At 61.2% G+C, this 24,433-nt stretch carries 25 protein-coding genes; 8 read left to right on the top strand and 17 right to left on the bottom strand.

Annotated elements, in window-relative coordinates; all coding sequences use genetic code 11:
• The first annotated feature begins 52 nt into the window (after window positions 1-52).
• Window positions 53-517: a rhodanese-like domain-containing protein gene (locus JJB74_RS06200; protein WP_200590965.1), complete on the top strand. Its 465-nt coding sequence runs from the start codon at window positions 53-55 to the stop codon at window positions 515-517.
• A 36-nt stretch (window positions 518-553) separates the two neighbouring features.
• Here JJB74_RS06200 and JJB74_RS06195 read toward each other — a convergent pair whose 3' ends face one another.
• The 5 genes from JJB74_RS06195 to JJB74_RS06175 form a co-directional block, all read right to left on the bottom strand.
• Window positions 554-2,215: a peptide chain release factor 3 gene (locus JJB74_RS06195; RefSeq protein WP_200590964.1), complete on the bottom strand. Its 1,662-nt coding sequence runs from the start codon at window positions 2,213-2,215 to the stop codon at window positions 554-556.
• An 81-nt stretch (window positions 2,216-2,296) separates the two neighbouring features.
• Entirely contained in the window at window positions 2,297-2,914 is a 618-nt protein-coding gene (locus JJB74_RS06190; RefSeq protein WP_200590963.1) for a DUF2799 domain-containing protein, read from the bottom strand.
• A 435-nt stretch (window positions 2,915-3,349) separates the two neighbouring features.
• Entirely contained in the window at window positions 3,350-3,634 is a 285-nt protein-coding gene (locus JJB74_RS06185; protein ID WP_200590962.1) for a hypothetical protein, read from the bottom strand.
• A 117-nt stretch (window positions 3,635-3,751) separates the two neighbouring features.
• Window positions 3,752-4,042 carry a hypothetical protein gene (locus JJB74_RS06180; RefSeq protein ID WP_200590961.1) on the bottom strand — a complete coding sequence of 97 codons (291 nt, stop codon included), beginning with the start codon at window positions 4,040-4,042 and terminating at the stop codon, window positions 3,752-3,754.
• Window positions 4,043-4,259: 217 nt separating this feature from the next.
• The gene (locus tag JJB74_RS06175; protein ID WP_200590960.1) at window positions 4,260-4,736 is read right to left on the bottom strand and encodes a universal stress protein; all 477 of its coding nucleotides are present in this window, start codon (window positions 4,734-4,736) and stop codon (window positions 4,260-4,262) included.
• Window positions 4,737-4,905: 169 nt separating this feature from the next.
• On the opposite strand from JJB74_RS06175, the gene JJB74_RS06170 reads away from it, so the two are divergent.
• Window positions 4,906-5,277, top strand: a complete 372-nt coding sequence (locus tag JJB74_RS06170) for a DUF2237 family protein (protein ID WP_200590959.1) — start codon at window positions 4,906-4,908, stop codon at window positions 5,275-5,277.
• A 10-nt stretch (window positions 5,278-5,287) separates the two neighbouring features.
• Here the strand turns inward: JJB74_RS06170 and JJB74_RS06165 are convergent, their stop codons facing one another.
• The gene (locus JJB74_RS06165; protein WP_200590958.1) at window positions 5,288-5,512 is read right to left on the bottom strand and encodes a hypothetical protein; all 225 of its coding nucleotides are present in this window, start codon (window positions 5,510-5,512) and stop codon (window positions 5,288-5,290) included.
• Between the two features lie 303 nt (window positions 5,513-5,815).
• Between JJB74_RS06165 and JJB74_RS06160 the strand changes: the two genes are divergently transcribed.
• The 3 genes from JJB74_RS06160 (at window position 5,816) to JJB74_RS06150 (ending at window position 7,712) form a co-directional block, all read left to right on the top strand.
• Window positions 5,816-6,754, top strand: coding sequence for a LysR family transcriptional regulator (locus JJB74_RS06160; protein ID WP_200590957.1), 939 nt, complete (start codon window positions 5,816-5,818; stop codon window positions 6,752-6,754).
• Window positions 6,755-6,962: 208 nt separating this feature from the next.
• The gene (locus JJB74_RS06155; RefSeq protein WP_200590956.1) at window positions 6,963-7,220 is read left to right on the top strand and encodes a hypothetical protein; all 258 of its coding nucleotides are present in this window, start codon (window positions 6,963-6,965) and stop codon (window positions 7,218-7,220) included.
• A 165-nt stretch (window positions 7,221-7,385) separates the two neighbouring features.
• Complete coding sequence (locus JJB74_RS06150) at window positions 7,386-7,712, top strand: thioredoxin family protein (protein ID WP_200591368.1); 327 nt, start codon at window positions 7,386-7,388, stop codon at window positions 7,710-7,712.
• 21 nt (window positions 7,713-7,733) lie between these two features.
• Here the strand turns inward: JJB74_RS06150 and JJB74_RS06145 are convergent, their stop codons facing one another.
• The 3 genes from JJB74_RS06145 to JJB74_RS06135 all read right to left on the bottom strand — a co-directional run bounded on the left by JJB74_RS06145 (window position 7,734) and on the right by JJB74_RS06135 (window position 11,656).
• Window positions 7,734-8,483, bottom strand: coding sequence for an endonuclease/exonuclease/phosphatase family protein (locus JJB74_RS06145; RefSeq protein ID WP_200590955.1), 750 nt, complete (start codon window positions 8,481-8,483; stop codon window positions 7,734-7,736).
• Window positions 8,471-10,669 (bottom strand): VTT domain-containing protein, encoded by a 2,199-nt coding sequence (locus JJB74_RS06140; RefSeq protein ID WP_200590954.1) that lies wholly within the window; start codon window positions 10,667-10,669, stop codon window positions 8,471-8,473. Before JJB74_RS06140 ends, JJB74_RS06145 begins: the two co-directional genes overlap by 13 nt.
• A gap of 213 nt (window positions 10,670-10,882) precedes the next feature.
• On the bottom strand, window positions 10,883-11,656 hold the full coding sequence (locus tag JJB74_RS06135; RefSeq protein WP_200590953.1) for a ferredoxin--NADP reductase: 774 nt from the start codon (window positions 11,654-11,656) through the stop codon (window positions 10,883-10,885).
• Between the two features lie 139 nt (window positions 11,657-11,795).
• Between JJB74_RS06135 and JJB74_RS06130 the strand changes: the two genes are divergently transcribed.
• Window positions 11,796-12,710 carry a LysR family transcriptional regulator gene (locus JJB74_RS06130; RefSeq protein ID WP_200590952.1) on the top strand — a complete coding sequence of 305 codons (915 nt, stop codon included), beginning with the start codon at window positions 11,796-11,798 and terminating at the stop codon, window positions 12,708-12,710.
• Window positions 12,711-12,729: 19 nt separating this feature from the next.
• Here the strand turns inward: JJB74_RS06130 and JJB74_RS06125 are convergent, their stop codons facing one another.
• From JJB74_RS06125 to JJB74_RS06100, 6 genes are all read right to left on the bottom strand, one after another.
• Window positions 12,730-15,531 (bottom strand): hybrid sensor histidine kinase/response regulator, encoded by a 2,802-nt coding sequence (locus tag JJB74_RS06125; RefSeq protein ID WP_200590951.1) that lies wholly within the window; start codon window positions 15,529-15,531, stop codon window positions 12,730-12,732.
• A 273-nt stretch (window positions 15,532-15,804) separates the two neighbouring features.
• Window positions 15,805-16,977: an ABC transporter substrate-binding protein gene (locus tag JJB74_RS06120; protein WP_200590950.1), complete on the bottom strand. Its 1,173-nt coding sequence runs from the start codon at window positions 16,975-16,977 to the stop codon at window positions 15,805-15,807.
• A gap of 63 nt (window positions 16,978-17,040) precedes the next feature.
• Entirely contained in the window at window positions 17,041-17,748 is a 708-nt protein-coding gene (locus JJB74_RS06115) for an ABC transporter ATP-binding protein (RefSeq protein ID WP_200590949.1), read from the bottom strand.
• On the bottom strand, window positions 17,735-18,505 hold the full coding sequence (locus JJB74_RS06110; RefSeq protein ID WP_200590948.1) for an ABC transporter ATP-binding protein: 771 nt from the start codon (window positions 18,503-18,505) through the stop codon (window positions 17,735-17,737). The genes JJB74_RS06115 and JJB74_RS06110 overlap by 14 nt, the downstream gene beginning before the upstream one ends.
• A complete protein-coding gene (locus JJB74_RS06105) occupies window positions 18,498-19,520 on the bottom strand; it encodes a branched-chain amino acid ABC transporter permease (protein ID WP_200590947.1) in 1,023 nt (340 codons plus the stop codon). The genes JJB74_RS06110 and JJB74_RS06105 overlap by 8 nt, the downstream gene beginning before the upstream one ends.
• A gap of 1 nt (window position 19,521) precedes the next feature.
• Window positions 19,522-20,385 (bottom strand): branched-chain amino acid ABC transporter permease, encoded by an 864-nt coding sequence (locus tag JJB74_RS06100; RefSeq protein WP_200590946.1) that lies wholly within the window; start codon window positions 20,383-20,385, stop codon window positions 19,522-19,524.
• A gap of 477 nt (window positions 20,386-20,862) precedes the next feature.
• Between JJB74_RS06100 and JJB74_RS06095 the strand changes: the two genes are divergently transcribed.
• Window positions 20,863-21,909 carry a cyclase family protein gene (locus JJB74_RS06095; protein WP_200590945.1) on the top strand — a complete coding sequence of 349 codons (1,047 nt, stop codon included), beginning with the start codon at window positions 20,863-20,865 and terminating at the stop codon, window positions 21,907-21,909.
• Between the two features lie 60 nt (window positions 21,910-21,969).
• Here JJB74_RS06095 and JJB74_RS06090 read toward each other — a convergent pair whose 3' ends face one another.
• Both JJB74_RS06090 and JJB74_RS06085 read right to left on the bottom strand, forming a co-directional pair.
• The gene (locus tag JJB74_RS06090; protein WP_200590944.1) at window positions 21,970-22,356 is read right to left on the bottom strand and encodes an MAPEG family protein; all 387 of its coding nucleotides are present in this window, start codon (window positions 22,354-22,356) and stop codon (window positions 21,970-21,972) included.
• A 45-nt stretch (window positions 22,357-22,401) separates the two neighbouring features.
• Window positions 22,402-22,896, bottom strand: coding sequence for a GNAT family N-acetyltransferase (locus JJB74_RS06085; protein ID WP_200590943.1), 495 nt, complete (start codon window positions 22,894-22,896; stop codon window positions 22,402-22,404).
• Window positions 22,897-23,282: 386 nt separating this feature from the next.
• Here JJB74_RS06085 and JJB74_RS06080 point away from each other — a divergent pair, with 386 nt between their 5' ends.
• Window positions 23,283-24,389 carry an acyltransferase family protein gene (locus JJB74_RS06080; protein WP_200590942.1) on the top strand — a complete coding sequence of 369 codons (1,107 nt, stop codon included), beginning with the start codon at window positions 23,283-23,285 and terminating at the stop codon, window positions 24,387-24,389.
• Window positions 24,390-24,433: the final 44 nt, after the last annotated feature.

Below are 24,433 nucleotides of genomic sequence, written 5' to 3'. Positions count from 1 at the left end.
CTTGGACGTTTAGCGGCACTATAATCCAGCGTTCGAACATTCTGAGGACATCATGAAGCCTGCCAACGAAATCCTGGCTACTGCTCGCCAGCGCGCTGTCGAAGCCCAGTTTCCTTATGCCGGCGCGGTCACTCCACAAGAGGCTTATGCGCTGTTGCAATCCGACCCCTCGGTAAAGCTGATTGATGTTCGGACGAACGCTGAAAGAGACTGGGTTGGTCGTGTAGCGATTCCCGAACCGCAGCACGGTGCGGTGCAATGGAATGTTTACCCCGGCGGCACGCCGAATCCGCATTTTCTCGACGAACTGGCGCAACAGGCACAGAAGAACGATGTAGTGCTATTCCTGTGCCGATCCGGCGTGCGTTCGCGCCACGCGGCGAAAATGGCGACCGAGCATGGCTATGGCCATGCCTTTGACATCCTGGAAGGTTTCGAGGGCGACAAGGATGCCGAAGGTCATCGCAAGAATGTCGGCGGCTGGTGCAAGGCCGGCCTGCCGTGGCAGGGCGCCTGAAGAAAAATCGCCGCCCCGTGGGCGGCGATGGCGATGTCAGCCAACCTTGACTGAATGTTCGCGCGTCGCATGGAAGGTAATCTTCGGCCACCTTTCCTGCGTCAGCTTCAAGTTCACACCTGAAGTCGCCAGATAGGCCAGGTTGCCGGCCGCATCGTGCGCCAGATGATGCCCGGCCGAGGACTTTTCGAAATCCGCCAGCATCTTCTTGTCCTCGCATGACACCCAGCGCGCGCTGGAAATGCTGGTGCCTTCGAAGACGGCATCCACGCCGTATTCATTCATCAGGCGGCTCGCCACGACTTCAAACTGCAGCACGCCAACCGCCCCCAGGATCAGGTCACTGCTGTTGACCGGCTTGAACACCTGCACCGCGCCCTCTTCGCCCAACTGCTGCAAGCCCTTGTGCAATTGCTTGATCTTCAGCGGGTTCTTGATACGCACCGAGCGGAAGAAATCCGGCGCGAAGTACGGGATGCCGGTGAACTGCAGCATTTCGCCCTCGGAAAAGCTGTCGCCGATCTGCATGTTGCCGTGGTTGGGCAAGCCGATGATGTCCCCGGCGTACGCTTGTTCGACCTGCTCGCGCGACGAGGCCATGAAGGTCACCACGCTCGATACCTTGATATCGCGGTTCAGGCGCAAGTGCTTGATTTTCATGCCGCGCTCAAAACGACCCGAGCACACGCGCAGAAACGCGATACGGTCCCGGTGCGCCGGGTCCATGTTTGCCTGGATCTTGAACACGAAGCCGGAGAACGGCAGTTCGGTGGGCTGCACCGAGCGTACGGTCGCATCGCGTTCGCGCGGCGGCTGCGCCCAGTCGAGCAAGGCGTTCAGGATTTCTCGCACACCGAAGTTATTAATGGCCGAGCCAAAAAACACCGGAGTCTGCCTGCCAGCGAGGAAGGCATCCAGATCGAAAGGATGGGAAGCGCCGTGTACCAGCTCGACTTCCATTTTCAATTGGTCGATTTCCTGCGGGAACATTTCTACCAGCCGGGGATTGTCCAGCCCCTGGATGACTTCAAAGGTCTGGTCCGCGCGCTCACTGCCCGGGGTGAACAGCATGATTTCATCGCGCAGCAGGTGGTACACGCCGCGGAAGCTCTTGCCCATGCCGATCGGCCAGGTGATAGGCGCACACTGGATGTCGAGCACCGACTCGACTTCGTCGAGCAATTCCAGCGGATCGCGGGTTTCGCGATCCATCTTGTTCATGAAGGTGACGATGGGCGTGTTGCGCATGCGGCAGACATTGAGCAGCTTGATCGTCTGCGCTTCCACGCCCTTGGCGGCATCGATGACCATCAGCGCCGAGTCGACTGCCGTCAATACCCGGTAGGTATCTTCGGAAAAGTCCTGGTGACCCGGTGTATCGAGCAGGTTGATCACATGATCACGGTATTCGAACTGCATGACCGAGCTGGCTACCGAAATGCCACGCTGCTTCTCGATTTCCATCCAGTCGGAAGTCGCATGGCGGCCGCTCTTGCGCGCCTTCACGGTGCCGGCAAGCTGGATCGCGCCGGAGAATAGCAGCAGCTTTTCGGTCAGCGTAGTTTTACCGGCGTCGGGGTGGGAAATGATGCCGAAAGTCCGGCGCCGGGCGACTTCACTGGCGATCAGTTCGGCATTCGCCGCGCGCGGCGCCGCGCCGGCTTCACCGGCGGGCAGATCATCGGGTATGGAGGACATGATCTCGGAATTGCGAAAAACCGGTGAGTCTACCGGCTCTTCCGAGTGAAGTCTAATGACGGTTCGCTGATCGATCTCGCTTCATCGTCCAAACCCGCGCAAGCGATCATCGAGACGTCGCTGCGCATCATCGATGTCGCGTTGCAGGCGCAGCCTGCGGCGCCCGTTGTCTTCCTTGCGTTCCACGATGCGATTCATTTCCTCGAGCAAGGTATTACGCCGGGCCGGATCCAGGTTTTGCCTGCCAAGTTCTTTGCGAATCTCATCGATGCGATCATCGTTGCGTCTTTGCATGCGTCGCTCGTTTTCGAGGCTGCTGCTCAAACTGCTGATCTCGGATTCGATAGCGTTGATCTGTCTGCCGCGCTGATATTGCTCAAGAAAGGCAGAGCGCATCGGTTCCGGACAGTCGCCGGCATTGTCCGGGCGCCCTTTTCGCCCGACATCGAAACCCTTTTCAGGCTGGCAGTAGATGCGCAATCCATCCGCGCGCCCGGCGAGGTAAGCAGTCAGGTCCGGCGTTACATTACTGGCCGCGCATGCGCTTGCATGGTCCTGAATGCGGCTTCCTGGATAGCCTTCGACACCGTCCGCATAGCCGACTTGGCGCCAATCGGCATTGCGGCATTGCTCTGGACTCATGGTTGAACACGCGCCACAGGCAAGCGCGAACACCATTGCTGCGATTCTTTGCGACATGGCAATCTCCTGGGAAATATGCCTTTGTTGCAACAAATCGCTTTATGTATCCAACCAACGCACAATAAAAAAGCCCGCGACTGGAAGAGCCGCGGGCAAATCGCTGCCTGCAAAACATCACAGGAAGATCACGTGTTCAGGTTACGCTGTCGTCGTACTGCTGCTTTGCGCGGCGACAATCGCTGACGAATTCAGATGAAATCCATCGCATTTTTGACCCGCCTGCGGAGAAAGGAAGATGCCATTACAGCGGTTTTCACATGCAGTGGGGTGGCTTGCTGAGTTGAGCGATTACAGTGTGTCGTCACGCCAATGCAAAGTTGCCAGCATGGCTGAACAGGAGATGGATAGCCTGGAACAGGGGAGGAGATCAGAACAGGCTGCTCGGTGTTTCTCCATCCGAGCAAGCCTCGTTGAACTGCGATGCAAATCGCATCAGCGCGGTTTGAATTGCTTGTCGCTGATGCGGAATTTGTTGCGCCGGTCGCCCATCAGACTGCGCAGCTCGGCAATGCTCAGGTCGGTCACCTCATGCATGCGGATCAGCAGAGAAGCGCCTACCGGCAAACGACGATGTCTGATTTTGCTGATTACCGGAGGAGCCACCTCAAGAGCGCGCGATAACGCAGCATCATTCTTCAGGTTGAGCTTGCCGATAATCGAGGCCAGCAAATTGTCAGGGTTGTAGGCGACTGTTGCAGCTTCGTGTTGCGTGCTCATTTCCGTCTCGCTAGTAGAGTTGTAGGTGATTGCATTTTGTCTACGTTACCGCATGCGATATTGATGTATCACAAGCATCTGATCAGCAATCACCGACGTCACTTATACGCACGAAAATCAAGCATCTCCACCGAACTCTTCTTCTTCTTCGAGATAATCGGCACGACATGCGCTACTGCAAAAGCGCCGTACGCTGTCTACAGGTTGATCGCAATACCAGCAGCTTCCCTTGGGCTGCAGCCGATTCAAGCGCTCCATTTGGCAACCGACGGCTTTTGCCGCGCTGGGCGGCGCTTGGAGATCACTTGTAGAACGTCCTTCGATCATGTCTTCCTCCTGGTTCTGCAGTTGGATGCGTGAAGTATCGCGCATGAGTTCATGTCTTACCTGTTTGATAACGTTTGTCATGCGCGCAGTCAAATGGCTTGAGATTTCTCTGATCTACGAGGCTAAGTGTTGGAAGCGGCAAGGATGCCGGTACGCTTGCGGAATTAATGATGGCTCGATTCGTGCTCCAGCCACTGCATTGGATTAATGAGAATGTTTATTAGCGTCTATGCGCTTGAGCCTGATGGGCATGTCATGACCTCGCTCACTGGCAATTCATGCGTCTACTATCGCGGTCCTAAGGGGCAGCGGATACCGCTCCCGCGCGCGGTCCAGCGGCGACAAGCAGGCTGCAACGAATGCGCTCGAGCAGCACCGCATCCATCGATCCACGCCACCAGCGCAATGCAAAGGGCTTTTGCCGCGCATGGCCGACGATGACCAGTTCCACGCCCAGTCGATCTGACAATTCTTCGATGATGTCCGCCGGTTCGCCGACTTCCAGATGGTCGATTACCGTTAAACCCGCTTCGGCCAGCAGTGCGTGACCGGCAGCGATTTCGGCTTGCATCTTTTCCTTTTCCGCCACCAGGCCTTCTTCGACGCTCAACACTGCGGCTGCGGCATATTCGCCTACCAGCAGATAAGGGGGTGGAGTCACAACGACGACGAGATGGACTTCGGCGGAGCCCCCGGGAGCAAGACGGATGCATTCATGCAAGGCGTACCGGCTTTCAGGCGATCCATTGTAGGCAACAAGGATTTTTCGATACATGCGCTTCCCCCTCGGGTACAGTGCGGTCCATGAAACAAATGTCATTCACCGACATGCGCTGCTAACTTAACTCACTGATAAAAATTGGGCAACTAGCCCGGCGACGCACGGCGATAAACGCATACCCGTACGCGCATGCGTTCACGCCATCATTACCAAAGGAGACCTCATGGAAAGGAATGTTTTCAACGAGCCGCTTGTCCCCTGCTCGTTTCAGCCACGCACCGGGTTTTTTCGCGACGGTTGCTGCCGGTCCAGCGATGAGGATCCGGGGCGCCATCTGGTATGCGCAGTAATGAGCGCGGAATTCCTGGAGTTCAGCAGGAGTCGCGGCAACGATCTTTCCACGCCGCGACCGGAATGGGGATTTCCAGGCCTGATGCCCAAAGACCAATGGTGTCTGTGCGCAATGCGCTGGCAGGAAGCCATGTTGGCAGGCTGCGCGCCGCGGGTTGTGCTCGAAAGCACCAGTCTGCATGCACTGACGATACTTGATCTCGACACACTGAAGAAATTTGCGCTGGAACCCGATGTCATCTGAACCGCAAGGCTCAGCGTGAGTCGTAGTTGCGTCGGCGGGATGGTTGGAGCAGAACGCGTAACGCGATATCAATATCGATGCGTCGGTTTTTCAGGAACGCAGCGGCATAACCAGTGCCGTGTGTCTGCTGCATTCTGATGCCTTGCCTGACGAATCGCGCGGTATGCCAGTCCGGACGCGTCGGGCTGGCTGCAGGAAAATCCCACGCTTCTTCATTTTGCTTGGTAGACATCATGCTTGTTCTTCCCTAAACAAGAGTTTTTGGCCTTGCCACAAAAGCAAAAATGATAATAATGCAACGGAGCCGCCAAATCGATGTGCAGACGCACAAACACCGAAAACCATCAATACGCAGCATCCTGTGAGCAACTAGCGAACGAAAATTTTAGTAGCGCACTAAGAAATATCAAAGCGCTATCGGCACTGAACTAATGCGATATCAAGGTCGTGTCCGAGGAAGTCCATAGATTTGCTGCATGCACTGACGAGCCCGGCCCGCTCGTTTCGAAGACCACGAGCCTGGCGGGAATGACAAACCATGAACTCTGACGACTTGGAATGCTTTGCGCGTGTTGCCCACTGCGGCAGCATTTCCCGTGCGGCGATGGAACTCGGTAGCGATCAGTCGAAGGTCAGCCGTCAACTTTTGCGGCTGGAAGCCACGGTGAAATCCCGCCTCTTCCACCGCAATGGCCGCGGCGTGGTTCTGACCGATGCAGGAAGAACGCTGCTGGAGCATGCCAAGCGCGTTACCCGCACGATTGAAGAAGCGCGCCATGCGATCCATGCACTTTCCGAGGCCGGGCCAGCGGAATTGTCGATCGGCGCCCAGCCAACCATCGCACGCACGCTATTCGGCCCGCTCGCCACAGTCCTGCATGAACGTTTTCCACATACCCGCTTGCGTTTCGTCGAGGGTCTCGCCGGCCAAGTCTTGCCTTGGCTGACATCTGGAACGGTCGACCTCGCCCTGCTGTATCTGCCGGCGCATGCCGGTGGTCTGAAGGCTGACATTCTGCTTCAGGAGCGCGTACGCCTGATCACTCCCGCGGGAGAAACCGGCATTGGGCCGGAATTCGCCGTACGCGAGCTCGGCAATATTCCGCTCATTCTTCCCAGCGCTCCGCATGGCATGCGCCTGCTCGCCGAATCTCTGGCCAGTCGCGCTGGTATCGCGCTCCACGTCGTCATGGAATGCGATGCGTCGATCAGCGTCATCAAGCGGCTCGTGGAAACCGGCTGCGGCTATAGCCTGCTGCCGCTCGCCGCCGTGGCGGAGGAAGCCGCGCTGGGAAGATTGGGTACCGCCGCGCTCGTCGGACCCGAGGTATGGCGTGACGTTGCGCTCGCCACGCCAAGAAATCGCACCTTCAATGCCGACCTCTGGCCGGTCGTCAATGCCGTGCGGCAGGAAGTCCGCGATCTGGTGGCGAACGGTTCCTGGCCCGATACAAGGCTGCGTGACGACGCCGTCTGACCATGTTTTCTTCGCCTGCAGGCGATGTCCGCCGCTGTCCCTCCCCGACCAAGCATTGATTTGACACAAACTCGACCTAGATTTGTTCTTTTCGAAACAATTTATTTTCGGAAATAGTTGCTGCACGGGAACATTTTGTTTATAAATAACGTATGGTGCAATTCGCGGCGCGCTTCACCATGCCCGCTTCGTCAACTTACGTAAAACCATGAAACAACCGGAATTGGCTTCACTGTCGACTTACGACCCCAATCAATTGCTCGATGGAATGATCGAGTACCTGAATGTCAAGAATGATGCGGCATTGTCGCGTGCGCTTGCGGTCGCCCCGCCGATCATCAGCAAGATACGCCATCGAAAAATGGTCGTCGGACCAGCTTTGCTGATCCGCATGCATGAAATCACCAATCTCAGTATCCGCGACTTGCGCGCAATGATGGGCGATCGCCGCCCGGTCTACTGCTGAGGTTCCCGCATAGTCGAACGCTGCGTTCCCGCGTTGGTTGCAGCACGCAGTTTCACCCGCAGCAGTATCAGTCGGGAAACCGCGGGCAACCTCGCCCGCCGGCGCCTGTCTATGCTGAAGGCGCCGGCGATGGACCGTGCGCACCATGACAAGGAACTCGACATCATGACCATGACTTCCGACTATGCCAGCACCGAACCCGCGCGCGAGGAAATCGATGACCTGTCCGGCCCAACACTGCTGGAGTTCGGCGCGCCGTGGTGCGGCTACTGCATGGCTGCGCAGCCCCTACTGTCTTCCGCCTTTGCCAGCCATGAAGGCGTACGCCATATCAAGGTCGAAGATGGCCGCGGACGGCGACTCGGCCGCAGTTTCGGCATCAAGCTCTGGCCCAGCCTGATCTTCCTGGACAACGGCAAGGAGGTAGCACGACTGGTGCGGCCGACGAGTGCCGAAGCAATCGCGCAAGCCTTTGCCCAGATCGACCACTGACACGACTCCCCGATCGTGGTCTCAGCGGGAGATATGCGCAACCAGCGGCAGATGGTCCGAAGCGATCCGCGCCAGCGGCGTCGCATGCACGCGCACCTGCACCAGATGATGGCGTGGACTGATCCAGAGCCGATCCAGGGCAAACACCGGCAGGCGTGAAGGAAAGGTCCGCGGCGCCGGCACGGCGTCGAAATGCGCGCGCAGCCAGCGCAGCGGCCGCCCCCAGACGAACCATTCATTCAGATCGCCCATCAGGATCACCGGCATGCGATCGGTATCGAATTCCTGCAGCAGCAGTCGGATCTGATGCCGGCGCTCGGCCGGCCGCAGACCGAGATGCGTGGCGATCACCCGCAGCGGATGACCATGGCAGCTGATATCCGCATCCAGCGCGCCGCGCGGCTCGCGCGAGCCGAAGGAAAGATCGATGCTGCGTATGCCCACCACCGGATAACGCGACAGCACCGCATTGCCGAAGCGCCGTGTCGGCGTATCCAGGGTCGGGCCTTCGGCGGCATGAAAGCCGGTCGCCTCGCGCAGCAGGTCGAGCACGCTGGCTCTGCCGCCGCCGCCCAGCGGCACTTCCTGCAGCGCGATCACATCGGCGCCGATCTCGGCCAGCACTCCGGCGATGCGCTCCGGCGCATAGCGGCCGTCGGTGCCGATGGCGTCATGGATGTTGTAGGTGACGGCGGTCAACGGCCACGGGCAGGCGCCAGCTTCGCCTACCGCCACGCCGTTGTCGGCGCCCGCCAGGCTCAGCTCTTCCATGCGCGCTCCCTCATGCCAAAGAGCCGCTGCAACCCGACCGCCGAGGCGATCAGCAGCACCGCTACCAGGCTCAGCATCAGCACCGTGCCGAAGCTGGGATGGCGGATGGCTTCGGCCAGGTTGTGCACGAAGGTCACGGTCAGCACGATGCCGGGCGTCATGCCCAAGAGCGTGCCCACCAGGTAATCGCGCAGTCGGATATGAAATGCGCCGGCGACGACATTGATCACGCTGAATGGCGCCACCGGCAGGATGCGGATGACCACCATGGCCAGGATGCCGCGCTGCGCCAGGCGATGCGACAGCCGGTTGATGCGCGCACCGAGCAGCCCGCGCAGGGCATCCCTGCCGCACCAGCGCCCGATCCAGTAGGTCAGGAACGCGCTGAGCATCGAACCGCACACTGCGTAGGCCGCGCCCTCGAAGGGCCCGAAAACGATGCCGGTCACCGCGATGAGCAGCGTCACAGGCACCATCAGCACTCCGGCCAGTGCATAGCATCCGATGGCGGCCAGCGGCGTGAACGGCATGTCCTGCAGGCTGCGCGCGAAGGTGATCAGCGACGCGAGATTCACCCATTCCCGCAGCGGCGTGAAACGCCAGACCACTGCCAGAAGCGCCAGCGCAATCGCCAGGCCGCCAAGTCCGACCAGACGTCGCGGCACCGGCTTGTGCGCATCCTCGGGCACCATCTGCGCGATCAGCTCATCCGGCTTGATCGGTTGCTCGGGGTCGAACACCGCGCTGTCGAGCATCATGCTTTCCATTTCCGGCGTGAATGCCGGCTCCAGCGGCGCCAGCGTGCGCTCACGGCGCAGCGCATCGAGCGTACGGTGCAGGCTGCCGCATGCGGTCATCGAGGCGGCCACCTGCTCGGGCGTGACATCGAGATGCTCGGCCAGCAGGCGGTTACGCATGCGCGCAATCGCGCCGCGCAAGTCTTCCGAGCGCTCGCCACGGGCTTCGATGCTGAGATTGCACTCGGTGTCATAGGCCATTGAACGGTTGCTCATGTTGGCCGAGCCGACGCTGAACAGGCGATCGTCCACGCTGAACACCTTGCTGTGCACATTCAGGCAGCCCTCCGACAAGCCGGGCAGATGTGGGCACACCATGCGGTAGCGGGCGCCATGGTCGGCATTGCGCAGCCGCTGATGGATGCGCGCACGCAGCGCCCCCATGGTTTCCTGTTCGAGCCAGCCGCTCTGGCTGTGCGGCGACACCACCAGGGTTTCCGGCGCGTCCGGCCGGGCCAGGCGCGCCGACAGCGCATTGCACAGCGCGTCCGAGGTGAAGTACTGGTTCTCGAAAAACAGGGTCTCGCGCGCAGCATCGATGGCGTCGAGATAAAGCTGGCGCACTTCGTAAATGCCGCTCTCGCCATCGTACGCCGGCGCGGTGCGGGAAATCGCGACATCGACATCGGTCAGGTCCGGCTCGATGTGCGCTGGCCATGGATCCACGGGCTGCGCGGAGGCGGCTTTCTGCCGTCTGGCTTGCCTGTCAGCGCGCGGCTCCCGGGCGGGTTTACCGGTGGCACGGCGCCACCGTTCCCGGGCCAGCGCGCCCAGCGTCGCAGCGACGTCGCCGTCGACCATTGCCTGCACGTCATGAAACGGCGCATACGGTTTGCCGTCCGGGTCGCGCCGCAACGGCTGCTGCGGCGCATGTTCGGGCGTGTCCCAGCGCGAGCGGGTCAGATCGAGCCCGCCGACGAACGCGAGCCTGTCGTCGACGACCACGATTTTCTGGTGATGCGATGCGCCGACCGGATGCCGCCCGTCCATGCAGAAGGCCAGCCGACGATGCCGGCGCCAGCCCGGCTGGTAGGACGGCAGCAACTCGCGTTCGAGCGCATAGAGCATCGCAAAGTCCCAGTTCAGCACATGGATGCGCAGCTCCGGCCGGTCGCGCACGACAGCGTGCAGAAAATCCGCCAGCGGTTCCGGATAGCCGTCCTGCGCGCCGCCCGGCACCAGGCGGATGCGGCTGTCGATATCCCAGCCCAGGATGTAGACGCTGCGCCTGGCTGCGCGGATCGCCGCGCGCAACGCGCGGAAATAGGCATCGGCATCGATGAGCAGACTGAAGCGGCGCGCGCGTTCGATCCGCCAGCAATTGCGGCCGGGTTGCAGCAGGCCGGCTTCTTGATGGCTGGGCTGAGTAAATCGGGAATCGGTGTGCATGCCAGTGGATGATTGGAACCAATGGCAGTTCGATGTGGACAGGCGCGCTTGGTTTCCATCCACAAACTGTGCCCGCGCGAATGCACGGCGTTTTCTGCAGAAGCGTTGACGCGTTCGGACCGACTTGGGATGGCGCAAGGACTGCGCCGCCGGCAGAAAGGCGGAAAAACAAACGCCGGCGACAGGAGCGCCGGCGCATGGCGTGGCGCCGTCCTATTTTTCGACGAAGGCGCGCTCGATCACATAATGACCCGGACGGCTCATGTTGCCTTCAGTCAGGCCACGCTCTTCCAGCAAGCCCTGGGTTTCCTTCAGCATCGCCGGGCTGCCGCACAGCATCACCCGGTCTTCCTCCATGTTCAGCGGCGGCAGGTGCAGCCGCTCGAACAATTCATTGGAACGGATCAGGTCGGTAATTCGGCCCTGGTTGCGGAAATCCTCGCGAGTGACGGTCGGGTAGTACACCAGCTTGTCGGTGACGACGTCGCCGAAGAATTCATTGGCCGGCAGCTCCACGCCGATGCGCTGCTGGTAAGCCAGTTCCTTCACTTCGCGGCAGCCGTGCACCAGGATGATCTTTTCATACTGCTCATAGACTTCGGGATCCTGGACGATGCTCATGAACGGCGCGAGACCGGTGCCGGTGCCCATCAGGTACAGGCGCCGGCCGGGCAGCAGGTTCTGCGTGAGCAGCGTGCCGGAAGCCTTGCGGCCGACCAGGATGGTGTCGCCAACCTGGATGTGCTGAAGGCGCGAGGTAAGAGGACCTTCCTGCACCTTAATGCTGAGAAATTCGAGGAATTCCTCGTAGTGCGGGCTGACCATACTGTACGCACGCATCAGCGGTTTGCCGTCGACCATCAGGCCGATCATCGCAAATTGACCGCTTTGATAACGGAAGGAAGGATCCCTGGTGGTGGTGAAGGAAAACAGTTTGTCCGTCCAGTGGTGCACCGACAGGACCTTGGCTTCCATGATGTTGCTCATCTTTACCCTTTTACGATGACCCGCTGCAAACCACGGCGGTGGGCGGGCGTTGTCCAAAAAGGGCTGAGTATACCGGTACCGCTTATATCGAACAAACAGGTTATTCTTATAAAACCTAACGGAAAAATGAATAAAGACCTTGCGAATTACTTTAAGACAACTGCAGATCTTCTCCGCCGTCGCCGAGCACGGCAGCACCACGGCCGCAGCCGAAAGCCTGGCGCTGTCGCAGTCGGCTACCAGTTCCGCGCTCAACGAACTGGAAGACTTGCTTGCCGCGCAACTGTTCGACCGGGTCGGCAAGGCGTTGCTGCTCAATGACAGCGGCCGCATGCTGCTGGAACATGCGCGCCAGGCGCTCGATATCGTTGAAGACATCGAAAACGCCTTCAGCGGCAAGCGCGACGGACAAAGGCAGTTCCGCATCGGCGCCTCCACCACGATCGGCGCTTACCTGCTGCCCGAATTGCTGGCAGCCTACAACGCGCTGCATGGCGACCGCATCGCCCGCGTGTCGATTGCCAATACCGCCGATGTCGCCGCCGCGGTGGCGAACTTCGACGTCGAGATCGGCTTCATCGAAGGCCCCTGCCATGTGCCCGGCCTGCGGGTGGAGCCCTGGATCCGCGATGAACTGGTGATCGTGGCCGCGCCCGGCAATGAAGAGGCGCTGCGCTCGCGCGCCGCTCCGGCAACGCCCGAGCAACTGGCCGAGGCGCGCTGGCTGCTGCGCGAACCCGGATCGGGCACGCGCGAAGCCGCGGAAAGCGCGCTGATTCCGTACCTGCATTACCTCGAGGAAGGCGGCCAGTTCAGCAGCTCGGAAGCGATCAAGCATGCCTGCGCCGCAGGGCTTGGCCTGGCCTGTCTGTCGCGTGCCGTGGTGGCTGACCTGATCGCCCTGGGTAAATTGGTTGAAGTCGCCACGACGCTACCGCCGCTGTCGCGCGACATGTATCTGATCACCAGCCGCAAGAAAACCCTGTCGCCGGCGCTGGAAAGCCTGCTCGGATTCTGTCGCAGCTGGAGCAGGGAGATGCGGTCAACTGCCTGAGGTAGCAGTCGGACCAGGCTTATTCCAGACCCGTCTCCTGCAGCGTGCCCTCCTCGCCGCCAGCGCCCCTGTCACCGCCATGCAGGCTCGCCAGCAAACTGAGGATGGCGCCCGGCTCCACCGGCTTGACCAGATGCTGGTCAAAGCCTGCGGCGGTGGCGCGGCGGCGGTCGACTTCCTGGCCCCAGCCGGTCTGCGCAATCAGGTACATGTCCGCTCCCCAGGACTGGGCGCGCAGATGCTGGCAGACTTCATAGCCATTGCGGCGTGGCATGCCGATGTCCAGCACCGCTGCCGCAGGCCGATGTTCCTCCGCCAGCCTGATCGCCTGCGCCCCGTCGTAGGCGACAAAAACCTGGTAGCCGACTGCCTCCAGCATCAGCGCCATGGTGTCGGCGCTATCGTGGTTGTCGTCTGCGACCAGAACGCCGATGTAGGCTGGCGTCGGCACCGCATCGCGCACTGGCGCGGTCGGCAGACGTTCGGCCTGTGGCTTTTGCACCGGCAGGCGCAGCGTGAAACGACTGCCACGGCCCAGGCCGGCGCTGTGGGCCGTGATCGTCCCGCCATGCATTTCCACCAGCCCGCGAACCAGCGACAGGCCGATGCCCAGTCCGCCGCGCGCACGCTCCAGCGCCGGTTCCGCCTGGGAGAAGATCTGAAACAGCCGCGGCAGCATGTCCGGCGCGATGCCTACGCCATCGTCTTCCACCGAGATCTCGACTTCCTCGCCTTCTCTTCCTGCCATGAGCCGGATGTGGCCGCTGCTATCGGTGTATTTCGCCGCATTGTTGAGCAGGTTCGACAGCACCTGGGCAAGACGCATCGGATCGGCGTCGAGCAGCACCGGCTCGGCGGGCAGGCTCACGGTGAATTCATGTCCCGCGGCATCGATAAGGGGACGGCTGGTTTCCACCGACCTGGCCACGACCGAGGCCAGGTCGATACGCTGGCGCTGCAGGATCAGCTTGTTGCGCGAGATGCGTGACACATCGAGCAAGTCGTCGAGCAGCCTGGCCATGGTCTGCACTTGGCGGCTGATGACATCGATGCCCCAGCCCAGCGAAGCATCGGCAGGCCCGCGCAGCTTCAGGAACTGCGCGGCATTGCTGATCGGCGCGAGCGGATTGCGCAACTCATGCGCCAGCGTGGCCAGGAATTCATCCTTGCGACGGTCCGCTTCCTGCAATTGCTGCTGCGCCTGCTTGAGGGCGGTGATATCGACGAAGGCGGCAATCGCGCCGCGTCTTTCGCCTTCCGGACCGAATAATGGCGCGGCATTGCCATAGATTGTGCAAACCCTGCCATCCGTGAAAGCCATCGTCAGCTCGGCACTTTCGACGTCGCGGCCGGTAGCCGCGGCCACCTGCAAGGGCAGCTCCTCGGGCTGCAACGGCACGCCGTCGCGGAACTCGCGAAAACCGCGCGCTTCCGGCAGGCGCTCGGGAGCGCTTGCCGACACGTTCGCCTTTTCCGGCATGCCGAGTATGCGGTAGGAAGCCGGGTTGCCGGTGATGCTGTGGCAATACGGATCGTCCGCAATGAATATCGCGGCAGGCGTGGCACGCAGCACCGCTTCCAGCTCGCCCGCCCTTTCCCTCTCCCGGCGCTGGCTGTCGAGCAGTTCGCTTTCGGCATGCTTGCGGGCGGTAATGTCCTGGATGAAGACGCTGAGTTGCGAGGTGCGGGTCGGGCAGAGCTTGAAGGCAAGCCAGCGGCCGCGCACGGCGTCATGGCATTCCAGTTCGCCGGCCTCGCGCCTGGCAAGCGCTTCCAGAATGCGCGCTTCCAGTCCGCCACGACACAGGTCGGCATTGAATTCGCGGAAATGCCTGCCCAGCAGCGTCGCCTGCGGCAGGCCGAAGCATTGCTCGAACATGCTGTTGACCTGAGCGATGCGACCCGCAGCATCGATGCGCATGAATGCATCCGGGATACTTTCGAGTATGGCGATGACCTGCTCCTGCGCTTCGCGTCGCTCGCGCTCGGCCAGACGCGGGCCGGATATGTCGCGAAACACGATCACCATGCCGGATACCTTGCCAAGCGCATCGGTGATGCTGGCGGCACTTTCGTCGATGTCGCGCCGGATGCCATCGCGCGAAATCAGCACGGCCGCATGCGGTTGCCTGGCCAGACCGGGCGCCGCCTCACCGGATGGGAATGCGACATCCTCAGACTGGATCTGGAACACTTCGGCAAGCGGACGTCCCAATGCTTCGGCGGCGCGCCAGCCAGTAAGCGCCTCGGCTGAGCGGTTGAAAAAGGCCACATTCCCGCGCAGATCGGTGCTGATCACCGCATCGCCGATACTGGCCAGCGTGGTTTGCAACAGGTTCTCGCGCAAGGCGATGCTTTGCTGGCCGCGGCGCATCGCTTCGATAATGCCCAGCACCAGCGCGCCGACAAGCAGGTACACCCCGAGCGCCGCGAGTTCCGCCCCCGAGGAGACCATCAGGGTCAAGCGCGGTGGCACGAACAGATACCGTCCCAGCACGCTGCCCAGCGCCAGGGTCAGCGCGCCCGGCCCCAGCCCGAAGCGCCAGCAGACCGCGATGGAAAGAATGGTGTACGGAATATACGGAAGACGATTGCCGAGAATCGGATCCAGCAACGCGCGCAAGGATGTGGCCAGCAGGACCGCGGCGAGCGCGATCAGATAGGGAGCGAACCGGGAGGAAATCAGTTTACGCATGGTGTGCGGATCGCTTGCGATGTGGTCCTGCTCCGGGCCGCTGTCCGGAAAGAGGAAAACGGCAACCTTCCGGTGCCGGCCGTGCCGACGCCGGATGCGGACGACTGCGCGAGCCTCCGCTTCCATGATCGGCTGCCGGGATTCTAGCGTGACACGCCAACCGCATCACTTGTTTTTCGACCGCTCAACGCACAACGCCGCCTGCCCTGTTTTCCATTCCGGGCATGGAAAACGGCATGCGCTGCGAAGGCAATCATGAAACGCGAACATGAAGCCTGAGCTGCAGCGGTGCAATTGCAACCGGCTGATTGGCCACCCCCGCGTGTGCGCGCTGGACAGCAAGAAAAAAGCCGCCTGCTTGCGCGCGGCGGCTTCTCAGCAACGAACAAAACCGGAGGATTACTTGCCGGCGTTGGTGTCGCGCAGGCTGACGTCCTTGATCTTGCCGTTCTCGACCACGCCCATGAGCACGTTGGCTTCGGTGCCGCCCTTGGCATCGAGGCCCTCGATTTCCTGCGGATTGTTTTCCGGCGGCAGGGTCTTGAAGGCCTTGTCCATCTGCGCGCGGATCGCCTTGCCGTCAGTGACGCTGCCGGCCAGCTTCATCGCGATCGCGGTCGCATGCACCGCGGTGTAGTTCAGCGCGATTTCCGAGCTCGGATCGCGGTCCGGGTTGGCCTTGTGGAAGTTGGTGACGAACAGCTTCGCATTCGGACGCGGATCGGCCACCAGCGGCAGCACGCCGACCGAGCCTTCCAGCGGCGCCAGGCCGCCGAGCACCTTGGCCATCTCATCCATCTTGGCCTGGTCCATGATCATGAAGCCGCCCTTGAAGCCGAGATCGCGCGCCTGCTTGGCAACGAGCGCGGTCGGCTCGGAAGCGCCGCCGATGAACATCACGTCCGGCTTGGCCTGCAGCACCTTGGACACGCCGCTGTAGAAGTCGGTGGACTTGTTATAGGACATCGGATTGTCCGCGACCACCTTGCCGCCCGAGGCTTCCCAGGTCTGCTTGAACAGCGCGGTCCATGCCTTGGCATAGTCGTGATCGCCGCCGGCAACCGCGCCGTTCTTGCCGAACTTGTCCATCTCGATCTTGGTGAACGGCTTCACGTAGATGCTGAAGTCCGGCGGAATGCGGATCGTCATCTTGTTGCCGCGCTCGGTAATCTGCGGCAGGCTGGTGTAACCAAGCAGCAGCGTGTTGGTGCGCTCGTTGAAGGCCTGCACCGCCGAGATGCCGCCCGAATGCGGCACCAGCACTGCCGGCGTCTTGTACTGCTGGATCAGGCGCTGGGTGTTGATCGCGGTTTCGCTCGGGTTGTACTTGTCGTCCAGCGACACGATTTCCAGCTTGTACTTCTTGCCGCCGACTTCCAGGCCCTTGGCGTTGATTTCATTGACGGCCATCTCCATGCCCATCAGGCAGTTCTTGCCGTACAGCGCTGCGCCGCCGGACAGCGGTCCGGAATAACCAATCTTCACCACTTCCTGGGCATAGGCGCTGCCGCCGAAAGCCAGGGCCAGTGCGACTGCCATCGACAAGCCTGCCGGCTTCATTTTGATACGCATTTCTCGTCTCCTCTGGTTAATGGGTGTTGCTAATGGCGTTGACTGCGTGTTGCTCTCATGAAGCTATGCGCCGATATAAGCCTTGCGCACCGCTTCGTTGTTGAGCAGTTCATCGCGGCTGCCTTCCATCACGATGCGCCCGCCTTCGATCACGTAAGCGCGGTTCGCAATGCGCAGGGCCGCATAGGCATTCTGCTCGGCCAGCAGCACCGTGGTGCCGGCCTTGTTGATCTTGGCGATGGTCTCGAACATCTGCTTGACCACCAGCGGCGCCAGGCCCAGCGAAGGCTCATCCAGCAGCAGCGCCTTCGGGCGCGACATCAACGCGCGGCCGATCGCCACCATCTGCTGCTGGCCGCCCGACAGCGAGCCCGCCATCGCTTCGCGCTTTTCGTGCAGGATCGGGAACATCTCGTAGACTTCATCCAGCGTCTTGTTCACGCCCTTGCGGTCGCGCCGGTGCACATAGCCGCCCAGCATCAGGTTCTTGGCCACCGACATTGCCGGAAACAGCTTGCGCCCTTCCGGACATTGCACCACGCCCTGCTCCACGATATGCGAAGGCTTCATGCCGACCAGCTCGCGGCTGCCGAAGCGGATGCTGCCCGTAGCGGCGCGATGCAGGCCGCTGGTGGTCAGAAAGATCGAGCTCTTGCCGGCGCCGTTGGCGCCGAGCAGCACCACGAGTTCGCCCTCTTCGGCATGGATGTTGATGCCATTGAGCGCGCGGAAGCTGCCATAGTTCAGCGATATGTTTTCAAGCTTCAGCATGTTCGCTCTCACTCCCGAGATAAGCTTCGATGACGACCGGGTTGGCGCGGATCTGCGCCGGCGTTCCCTCTGCGATCTTTTCGCCGTAGTTCAGCACCATGATCTTGTCGGCCAGGCTCATGATCATGTCCATCTTGTGTTCGATCAGGCAGACCGTCAGGCCGGTGGCCACGATCTTCTGGATCAGCTGCGCCAGACCCACGGTCTCTTCCGGGTTGACGCCGCCGGCCGGCTCGTCCAGCAGCAGCAGCTTGGGCTCGGTGCACAAGGCCATCGCGAAGGCGACGCGCTTGCGCTCCTCCTGCGAGATGTCGGCAGCGATGCGATCGGTGACATGAGACAGGCCCACGAAGTCCAATGCCTCGGCCGCCTTTTCGCGGCACAGTCTTTCTTCTTCCTTCAGGCGCCGGCTGCCGAGGATCACATCCATCAGGCCCGAGCGGGTGCGCAGTCGATGGCCGACGATCAGGTTGTCCAGCACCGTGGCGCGGTCGAACAGCGTCGTGGTCTGAAAGGTGCGCGATACGCCGAGCTGCGCGACCTGGTCGGCGCGCAGGCCGGTCACGTCATTGCCGTCGAACAGGATCTTGCCCGAGGTCGGACGGATCGCGCCCGAGATCAGGTTGAAGAACGTGGTCTTGCCGGCGCCGTTGGGACCGATGATGGCGTTGATCTTGCCCTTCTCGAAGGAGATGCTGACGTCATGCACCGCCGTCAGGCCGCCGAAGCGCTTGGTCAGGGATTGGATTTCAAGCATGAGACTTCTCCTCGCGGCGACCCGCCACCGATACGCCATCCTTGGCTTGTTTTTCGGCCAGCCGCGAAGCACTGCGCGCGCGCCATCCCAGCCAGGTGCCGACCACGCCATTGGGCAGGAAGATCACCAGCGCGATCAGCAATGGGCCGAAGACGATGAAACGATAGTCCTGCAGGAATTGCAGCGACTGCGTGAGCCAGGGCACGGCGATGGCGCCGAGCAGCGGACCGAACAGGGTGCCGAGGCCGCCGATGAGCATGTACATCGTCATGTCGAAGGTATGTTCGACGCTGGCGATGCCGGGGCCGAGGAAGCGCACGAAGCCCGCATACAGGCCGCCCGCAAGACCGGCGTAGAACACCGACAGCATGAAGGCCAGCACCTTGTTCCTCATCAGGTTGATGCCCAGCGCTTCGGCCAGGTCGTCGCCATTGCGGATCGCCATGAAAGTGCGGCCCAGCAGCGAATGCGCGATCCGGCGCATCACGAAGACCGCCAGCACCAGGAAGAACAGCACCAGGAAATACTGCGCGCGCGGCGTCTCGAATTCGACGCCGGCGATCGGCGTCGGCGCCGGGATGCCCATGATGCCGACCGTGCCGTGGGTCAGGTCGTCCCACTTCTCGATGATCAGGTACATGATGTAGCCCACGCACAGCGTGAAGATCGAGAAGAAATGGCCCTTCAGGCGCAGCGACAGGATGCCGACGAAGAAGCCGAGCAGCGCGGCGATGCAGCCGGACAGCACGAAGGCAATCCAGAACGGCACCGCATGGTCCACCGTGAGTATGCCGACGGTATAGGCGCCCACGGCCATGAAGCCGCTGTGCGCCAGGTTGAACTGCCCGGTGTAGCCGGTGATCAGGTTCAGGCCCAGCGTGGCGATGGCGAACACATAGGCGGTTGCCATCACGGTGAGGTAGTAATCGTTGTCGGAGACGAATGGGAAGGCAATCGCCGCAACCAGCAGCAGCAGCCAGCCGATCGTGCTCGCCTTGTTGGATGTGGATGTCATGTCAGCGCGCTCCGGTGGCGAACAGGCCCTGAGGGCGGATGGACAGGATCACGACCAGGAGCACGAAGGCGATGATGTCCTTGTAGTCGGTCGATATATAGAAGCCGCCGAGCGCTTCGGCGAAGCCGATGATCAGGCCGCCGAGGATGGCGCCGGGCACGCTGCCCATGCCGCCCAGCACGATGATCACGAAAGCCTTGGTGATGACCAGGTTGCCCATCGACGGATACACCAGGTTGATCGGCGCATACAACGCGGCGGCCACTGCGGCCAGCACGCCGGAGATCGCGAAGGTCATCATCGCCACGCGATTGGCATCGATGCCCACCAGCGCCGCGCCATCGCGGTTCTGCGCCATCGCGATGATGGTCGCGCCAGTGACGGTCTTTCTCAGGAACAGATGCAGCGCCATCATCAGGGCGAAGGCGCCGACGATGATCAACAGGCGCTGCGACGGCATGGCAATCGAGCCCAGCGCCACCATGCCGTTATACGGCGTTGCCATGCGACGGAAATCAGCGCCCCAAATAGCCTGCGCACCGGCTTCGAGGAACAACAGGATGCCGATGGCGGCGATCATCTGGTGCAGGCCCTCGGACTTGCGCAGCGGATGGAACACGAGGCGCTCGGCGATCACGGCCAGGATTGCCACCGCGGCGCCAGCGCCGATCATCGCGATCCAGTAATTCAGCCCGAGGCTGCTCATCAGGAAGAAGGCGGCATAGGCGCCCGCCATGTAGAACGCGCCGTGCGCGAAATTCGGCACATGCATGATGCCGTACACCAGGGTTAGGCCCAGGGCCACGAGGCTGTACACCCCTCCCAGCGTCAGTCCATTGAGGACTTGCTGCAGTATCAACTCCAATGTCGTCTCCTTGATATCCACCTGCGCCCGCCCGCTTCGGGCTTCCCTTGGTCCGTTTACGTATTAAAAAAATACGAACGTCCGATTTTTTTCAGGCGCAGTGGAACCGTATCATCACCCGCAAACAGGGGTCAATAAAAATGAGCCAATATTTTGCAGTGCAGAACAAAAAAATCCCTTGCTATTGCTTTTCGCCATGATGCGAGACCGTGTGACCGTGATGGCTCCAACATCTGCTTTCTCGGAAAACGATTCTCAGACGTCTGACAAGAGGGAGGAAGCAGGCGGAATTCGGAGCGGGCGAAGAAAGGAAATAAGACGAGGGTGTTTTGCATAGCGGTCCATCGTTCCGCAAAATTGACTACAACAGCACCCAGTGATAGGTTGTGCTGGATGCTAGCAAAATCACAAGCGCCGGGCAAAGTGAACCGATAATCGGCAAGCTTAATGTCCTCGCGCAGAAAACATGGAGACAGCATGGAACAGCAACGCTGGAAGCAGCGACCCGAGGGGTCAAACTGGGGAGAATTCGGCAGCGACGATCAGCTTGGCAGAGTCAACCTGATCGGCCCCGAGCAGGTCAGAAAAGGCGCTGCCGAAGTTCATGCCGGACGCAGCTTCTGCCTGGCCCTGCCGCTCGACCTGCCGGGTGGCAATGCGCTCAATGCGCGTCGCAATCCACCACGGTTGCAGCCGACGTGGCGCGGCGACACGCCGGTGCTGAATTACGGCATGGATGGCCTGGTGCCGGACAGCATCGACGTCGTGTCAGACGACCAGGTGCTGATCTGCCTGCAGTATTCGACACAGTGGGATTCCTTGGCGCACGTCGGCGCCCGCTTCGATGCCGATGGCGATGGCGCCGAGGAAATGGTGTATTACAACGGCTTCCGCGCCGCCGAGCATGTGCGCGGACCGCAGGAAATGGCCGAAAGCGGCTGCGGCTGCGATGGCGGCCACCTGTCGCATGCGGATGCGCTGGGCATCGAGCACATGGCCGAACACGGCATGCAGGGTCGCGGCGTGCTCGTTGACCTGTGCCGCCATTTCGGCCGCGAGCGTCGGCTGATTGGTTATGACGATCTCGCTCGCATCATGGAAAGCGACGGCGTCACGGTGGAGCGCGGCGACTTCCTGGTGCTGCGCACCGGTTTCGCCGAAGCCGTGGTGGAAATGGGCGGCAAGCCGGATCCGCAGGTGCTGCACCACAGCTGCTCGGTGCTCAACGGTCGAGACCAGCGGCTGCTGCAATGGATCACCGACAGCGGCATCGCCGCGCTGTGCGCCGACAACTATGCTGTCGAAGCCTATCCGGCGCCGGATGTGGCCGGGCGCAAATCGGTGCTGCCCTTGCATCATCACTGCCTGTTCAAGCTCGGCATACCGCTGGGCGAACTCTGGTATCTGAAGGATCTTGCCGCCTGGCTGCATGAACATGGCCGCAACCGCTTCATGCTCACTGCGCCGCCGCTGCGCCTGCCCGGAGCGGTTGGATCGCCGGTGACGCCAGTGGCGACGGTGTAAGCGCATGGTCCCGCAGGGCCTGCACCAACCCGCATCGCGGTGCAGGCCCTAACCATTGCGCTACCGCATCCATACCATCGCGATACCGATAAGGCCTGCCACCAGCAGCAGCGCGATCGGCGTCAGGCTCAGCACGAACCCGATCTCACGGCTGCCGGGGTCGCGCACATAAGCGCGGAAGTACAGCAGCCGGCCGACCAGATAGACCGCGCCGATGGCGGCGATCGCGACGGCGTTCCAGTACTGCGCTGCGATCCACAGCGTGGGCAAGAAGGCAGCCAGCAATTCCAGCGTATTCATCTGCACCCGGTAATAGCGCTCGAAGCGCTCATCGCCAACGGTGGCCGGCGCCTTCACGCCATAGCGCCCACGGGCCATGGCAACGCAGAAGGCAAAGCAGAGGTATTGCGCAATGGCGAGCAGGCTCACCAGGCTGATCCAGTTCATTCTTGTCTCCCCGAAAATGACTGCGCGCTTGCGCAGGCATGCCGATTATCCGGCATCACGCATGGCCTTCAAGCGCTCTACTTCAGCATCGGTGAGCTCTATGCGCAAATCGACGCGGTCACGCCCGGAACGATAGCCGCCGCTCCAGCGCGCCATTTCATGAAAGCCGTGGCGCAGATAGAAGCCGGCCACATGCGGATGGGTGTCGATGGTCACATAACGCGGACGCATCGGGTCTTCCGCCATCGCCAACAGCCGGTGCAGCAGCAGCATGCGTCCGAGTCCGGTGCGGTGCCGGTCGGCGCGCAGCAGGCCGAACACCAGGGTGCCGAGGTTGTAAAAGTCGGACAGCTCATAGCCGCCGCAGCCAACGATCTCGCCCTCATCTTCGATCACGAAAAAAGGACCATCAGGCTCTTCCAGCGCCGAGACCAGCCAGGGTTCCTCGGAAGCCGGGAAGTGCTCGGGTACGTTGGAGCGGAACGCAGCGATCACGGCATCGCGGTCGGCATCGCGGTAAGGACGAATGTGAGCGGGCATGGTTGTCTTCACGACGAAAGCGGGTCACGACGATACCGCATCGTCTTCGCCCGGCACAAGCCACCTTTTTGCCCTCTTGTTTCTCTGCCCAGGCATCGCACGCGGCGCGCTCAACATCGCGTTCCCGTTCCATGCATGTCGGAAATCTTTACAAATGGAAATCGAAATTTCTGCATAGCACTGTTTTTATTGAGGTTTTGCAATAGGCATAACTCTTGCAATTGAACCAACTGATGCATTGTTTGCGCACCTGCCCTTGGCACTGAGCTCGGAGTGCGTCGAGATTGATACAGAAAACAGAACAAAGTTGGCGCGCATCCAACCATGTGGCCGCGCGCCATCGAGGTTGACCTTGCTGACCGCTCACATACGAAGAAGCTGAGATCATGAAAATCGCCGGAGACATCGCAAGACGCATTGCCATCACCAGGTACTTCATGATCCTGGGCATCGTCGTGCTGCACATGCCGCCCTTCAAGCCGCTATCTGCCTACCATCTCGATCCTTTCGATTTGTTTCGCGGCATGCTGACCTTCGGTGTATTCCGTGCCACGGTGCCCTTGCTGACCGCCGTCTCCGCATTCCTGCTGTTTTCCGCCGATCTCGATCGGCAATATCTCAGGCTGATGCAAAAGAAGACCCGCACGCTGCTGGTGCCGCTGGTGTTGTGGAATCTGCCGATGCTGCCCCTGCTTTACTGGATACAGAAGAATGGTCTTATCGCGCATCAGTTCGAAGTGGATCTGTATCCGGCGCACTGGCAGAACTGGATGGATGCGGCGACCGGGCTGTTTCATACGCCGCTGAATTATCCGACGCACTTCCTGCGCAATCTCTTTGCACTGGCCCTGATCGCGCCGCTGCTGGGCATGCTGCTGCGGCGCGCGCCATATATCGGCCTGGTCATCGTCTTCGTCGTGTACTGGTATGACCTCGACGGTGATCTGCTGCTGCGCAACTCCATGCTGCTCAGTTTCTATGTCGGCGGCCTGGCCGCGGTACGCAAATGGGACTTGCGTGCGCTGGATCGGTATGCGCCGCTATTGCTCGCGGCGCTGCTGGCCATGGCGGTCGCCATCGTGCTGTTCCATATCCAGAACCGCGAATGGTTTGCGCTGGTATCGCCCTTCGTGGTGTGGCCGTGCATGTCGCTCATTGCTCCGACGCGTCTCGGTGAACTGCTGCATCGTCATTCCAGCGCAAGCTTCTTCACCTTTCTCGCGCACGGCCCGTTGCTGCTGGCGGCATGGATTACCTTTCAGCGCTATGGCGCATCGCTGCCCTATGAAATGTTCTGGGCGGTGATCCCGCCAGCCGTAGTGCTGTTATGCGCCTATACGCACCGGGCGTTCTGGCGCGCGGCGCCGGAAGTCGCAGCTGTGTTTCTGGGCGACCGCGGGCCAAGGCGCGCAACTGCTGGTCCTGCGGCACGGACTCTTCCAAATGAATCAGCCCATACCGGTCTCGCTCTGCAACCTGACGTCCCCTCATGATCGGCGCCTGGCCCGGACTCTCGTTCTGCGCACCCTGCAACCAG

The sequence above is a fragment of the Noviherbaspirillum pedocola genome (genome assembly GCF_016632335.1).
GTDB lineage: Bacteria > Pseudomonadota > Gammaproteobacteria > Burkholderiales > Burkholderiaceae_D > Noviherbaspirillum_A > Noviherbaspirillum_A pedocola.
Note: the sequence above shows the minus strand (reverse complement) of the source record. Positions and strands in the feature narration are given on the sequence as shown.

What these genes read in the sequence shown, in the direction of transcription:
- JJB74_RS06110 (WP_200590948.1), bottom strand. Translation starts at nt 18,505, where the DNA reads ATGCTTGAAATCCAATCCCTGACCAAGCGCTTCGGCGGCCTGACGGCG.
- JJB74_RS06195 (WP_200590964.1), bottom strand. Translation starts at nt 2,215, where the DNA reads ATGTCCTCCATACCCGATGATCTGCCCGCCGGTGAAGCCGGCGCGGCG.
- JJB74_RS06120 (WP_200590950.1), bottom strand. Translation starts at nt 16,977, where the DNA reads ATGCGTATCAAAATGAAGCCGGCAGGCTTGTCGATGGCAGTCGCACTG.
- JJB74_RS06135 (WP_200590953.1), bottom strand. Translation starts at nt 11,656, where the DNA reads ATGAGCAACATCATGGAAGCCAAGGTCCTGTCGGTGCACCACTGGACG.
- JJB74_RS06145 (WP_200590955.1), bottom strand. Translation starts at nt 8,483, where the DNA reads ATGGAAGAGCTGAGCCTGGCGGGCGCCGACAACGGCGTGGCGGTAGGC.
- JJB74_RS06165 (WP_200590958.1), bottom strand. Translation starts at nt 5,512, where the DNA reads ATGATGTCTACCAAGCAAAATGAAGAAGCGTGGGATTTTCCTGCAGCC.
- JJB74_RS06080 (WP_200590942.1), top strand. Translation starts at nt 23,283, where the DNA reads ATGAAAATCGCCGGAGACATCGCAAGACGCATTGCCATCACCAGGTAC.
- JJB74_RS06105 (WP_200590947.1), bottom strand. Translation starts at nt 19,520, where the DNA reads ATGACATCCACATCCAACAAGGCGAGCACGATCGGCTGGCTGCTGCTG.
- JJB74_RS06150 (WP_200591368.1), top strand. Translation starts at nt 7,386, where the DNA reads ATGACCATGACTTCCGACTATGCCAGCACCGAACCCGCGCGCGAGGAA.
- JJB74_RS06185 (WP_200590962.1), bottom strand. Translation starts at nt 3,634, where the DNA reads ATGAGCACGCAACACGAAGCTGCAACAGTCGCCTACAACCCTGACAAT.
- JJB74_RS06090 (WP_200590944.1), bottom strand. Translation starts at nt 22,356, where the DNA reads ATGAACTGGATCAGCCTGGTGAGCCTGCTCGCCATTGCGCAATACCTC.
- JJB74_RS06115 (WP_200590949.1), bottom strand. Translation starts at nt 17,748, where the DNA reads ATGCTGAAGCTTGAAAACATATCGCTGAACTATGGCAGCTTCCGCGCG.
- JJB74_RS06140 (WP_200590954.1), bottom strand. Translation starts at nt 10,669, where the DNA reads ATGCACACCGATTCCCGATTTACTCAGCCCAGCCATCAAGAAGCCGGC.
- JJB74_RS06155 (WP_200590956.1), top strand. Translation starts at nt 6,963, where the DNA reads ATGAAACAACCGGAATTGGCTTCACTGTCGACTTACGACCCCAATCAA.
- JJB74_RS06190 (WP_200590963.1), bottom strand. Translation starts at nt 2,914, where the DNA reads ATGTCGCAAAGAATCGCAGCAATGGTGTTCGCGCTTGCCTGTGGCGCG.
- JJB74_RS06180 (WP_200590961.1), bottom strand. Translation starts at nt 4,042, where the DNA reads ATGACAAACGTTATCAAACAGGTAAGACATGAACTCATGCGCGATACT.
- JJB74_RS06095 (WP_200590945.1), top strand. Translation starts at nt 20,863, where the DNA reads ATGGAACAGCAACGCTGGAAGCAGCGACCCGAGGGGTCAAACTGGGGA.
- JJB74_RS06175 (WP_200590960.1), bottom strand. Translation starts at nt 4,736, where the DNA reads ATGTATCGAAAAATCCTTGTTGCCTACAATGGATCGCCTGAAAGCCGG.
- JJB74_RS06085 (WP_200590943.1), bottom strand. Translation starts at nt 22,896, where the DNA reads ATGCCCGCTCACATTCGTCCTTACCGCGATGCCGACCGCGATGCCGTG.
- JJB74_RS06125 (WP_200590951.1), bottom strand. Translation starts at nt 15,531, where the DNA reads ATGGAAGCGGAGGCTCGCGCAGTCGTCCGCATCCGGCGTCGGCACGGC.
- JJB74_RS06160 (WP_200590957.1), top strand. Translation starts at nt 5,816, where the DNA reads ATGAACTCTGACGACTTGGAATGCTTTGCGCGTGTTGCCCACTGCGGC.
- JJB74_RS06200 (WP_200590965.1), top strand. Translation starts at nt 53, where the DNA reads ATGAAGCCTGCCAACGAAATCCTGGCTACTGCTCGCCAGCGCGCTGTC.
- JJB74_RS06170 (WP_200590959.1), top strand. Translation starts at nt 4,906, where the DNA reads ATGGAAAGGAATGTTTTCAACGAGCCGCTTGTCCCCTGCTCGTTTCAG.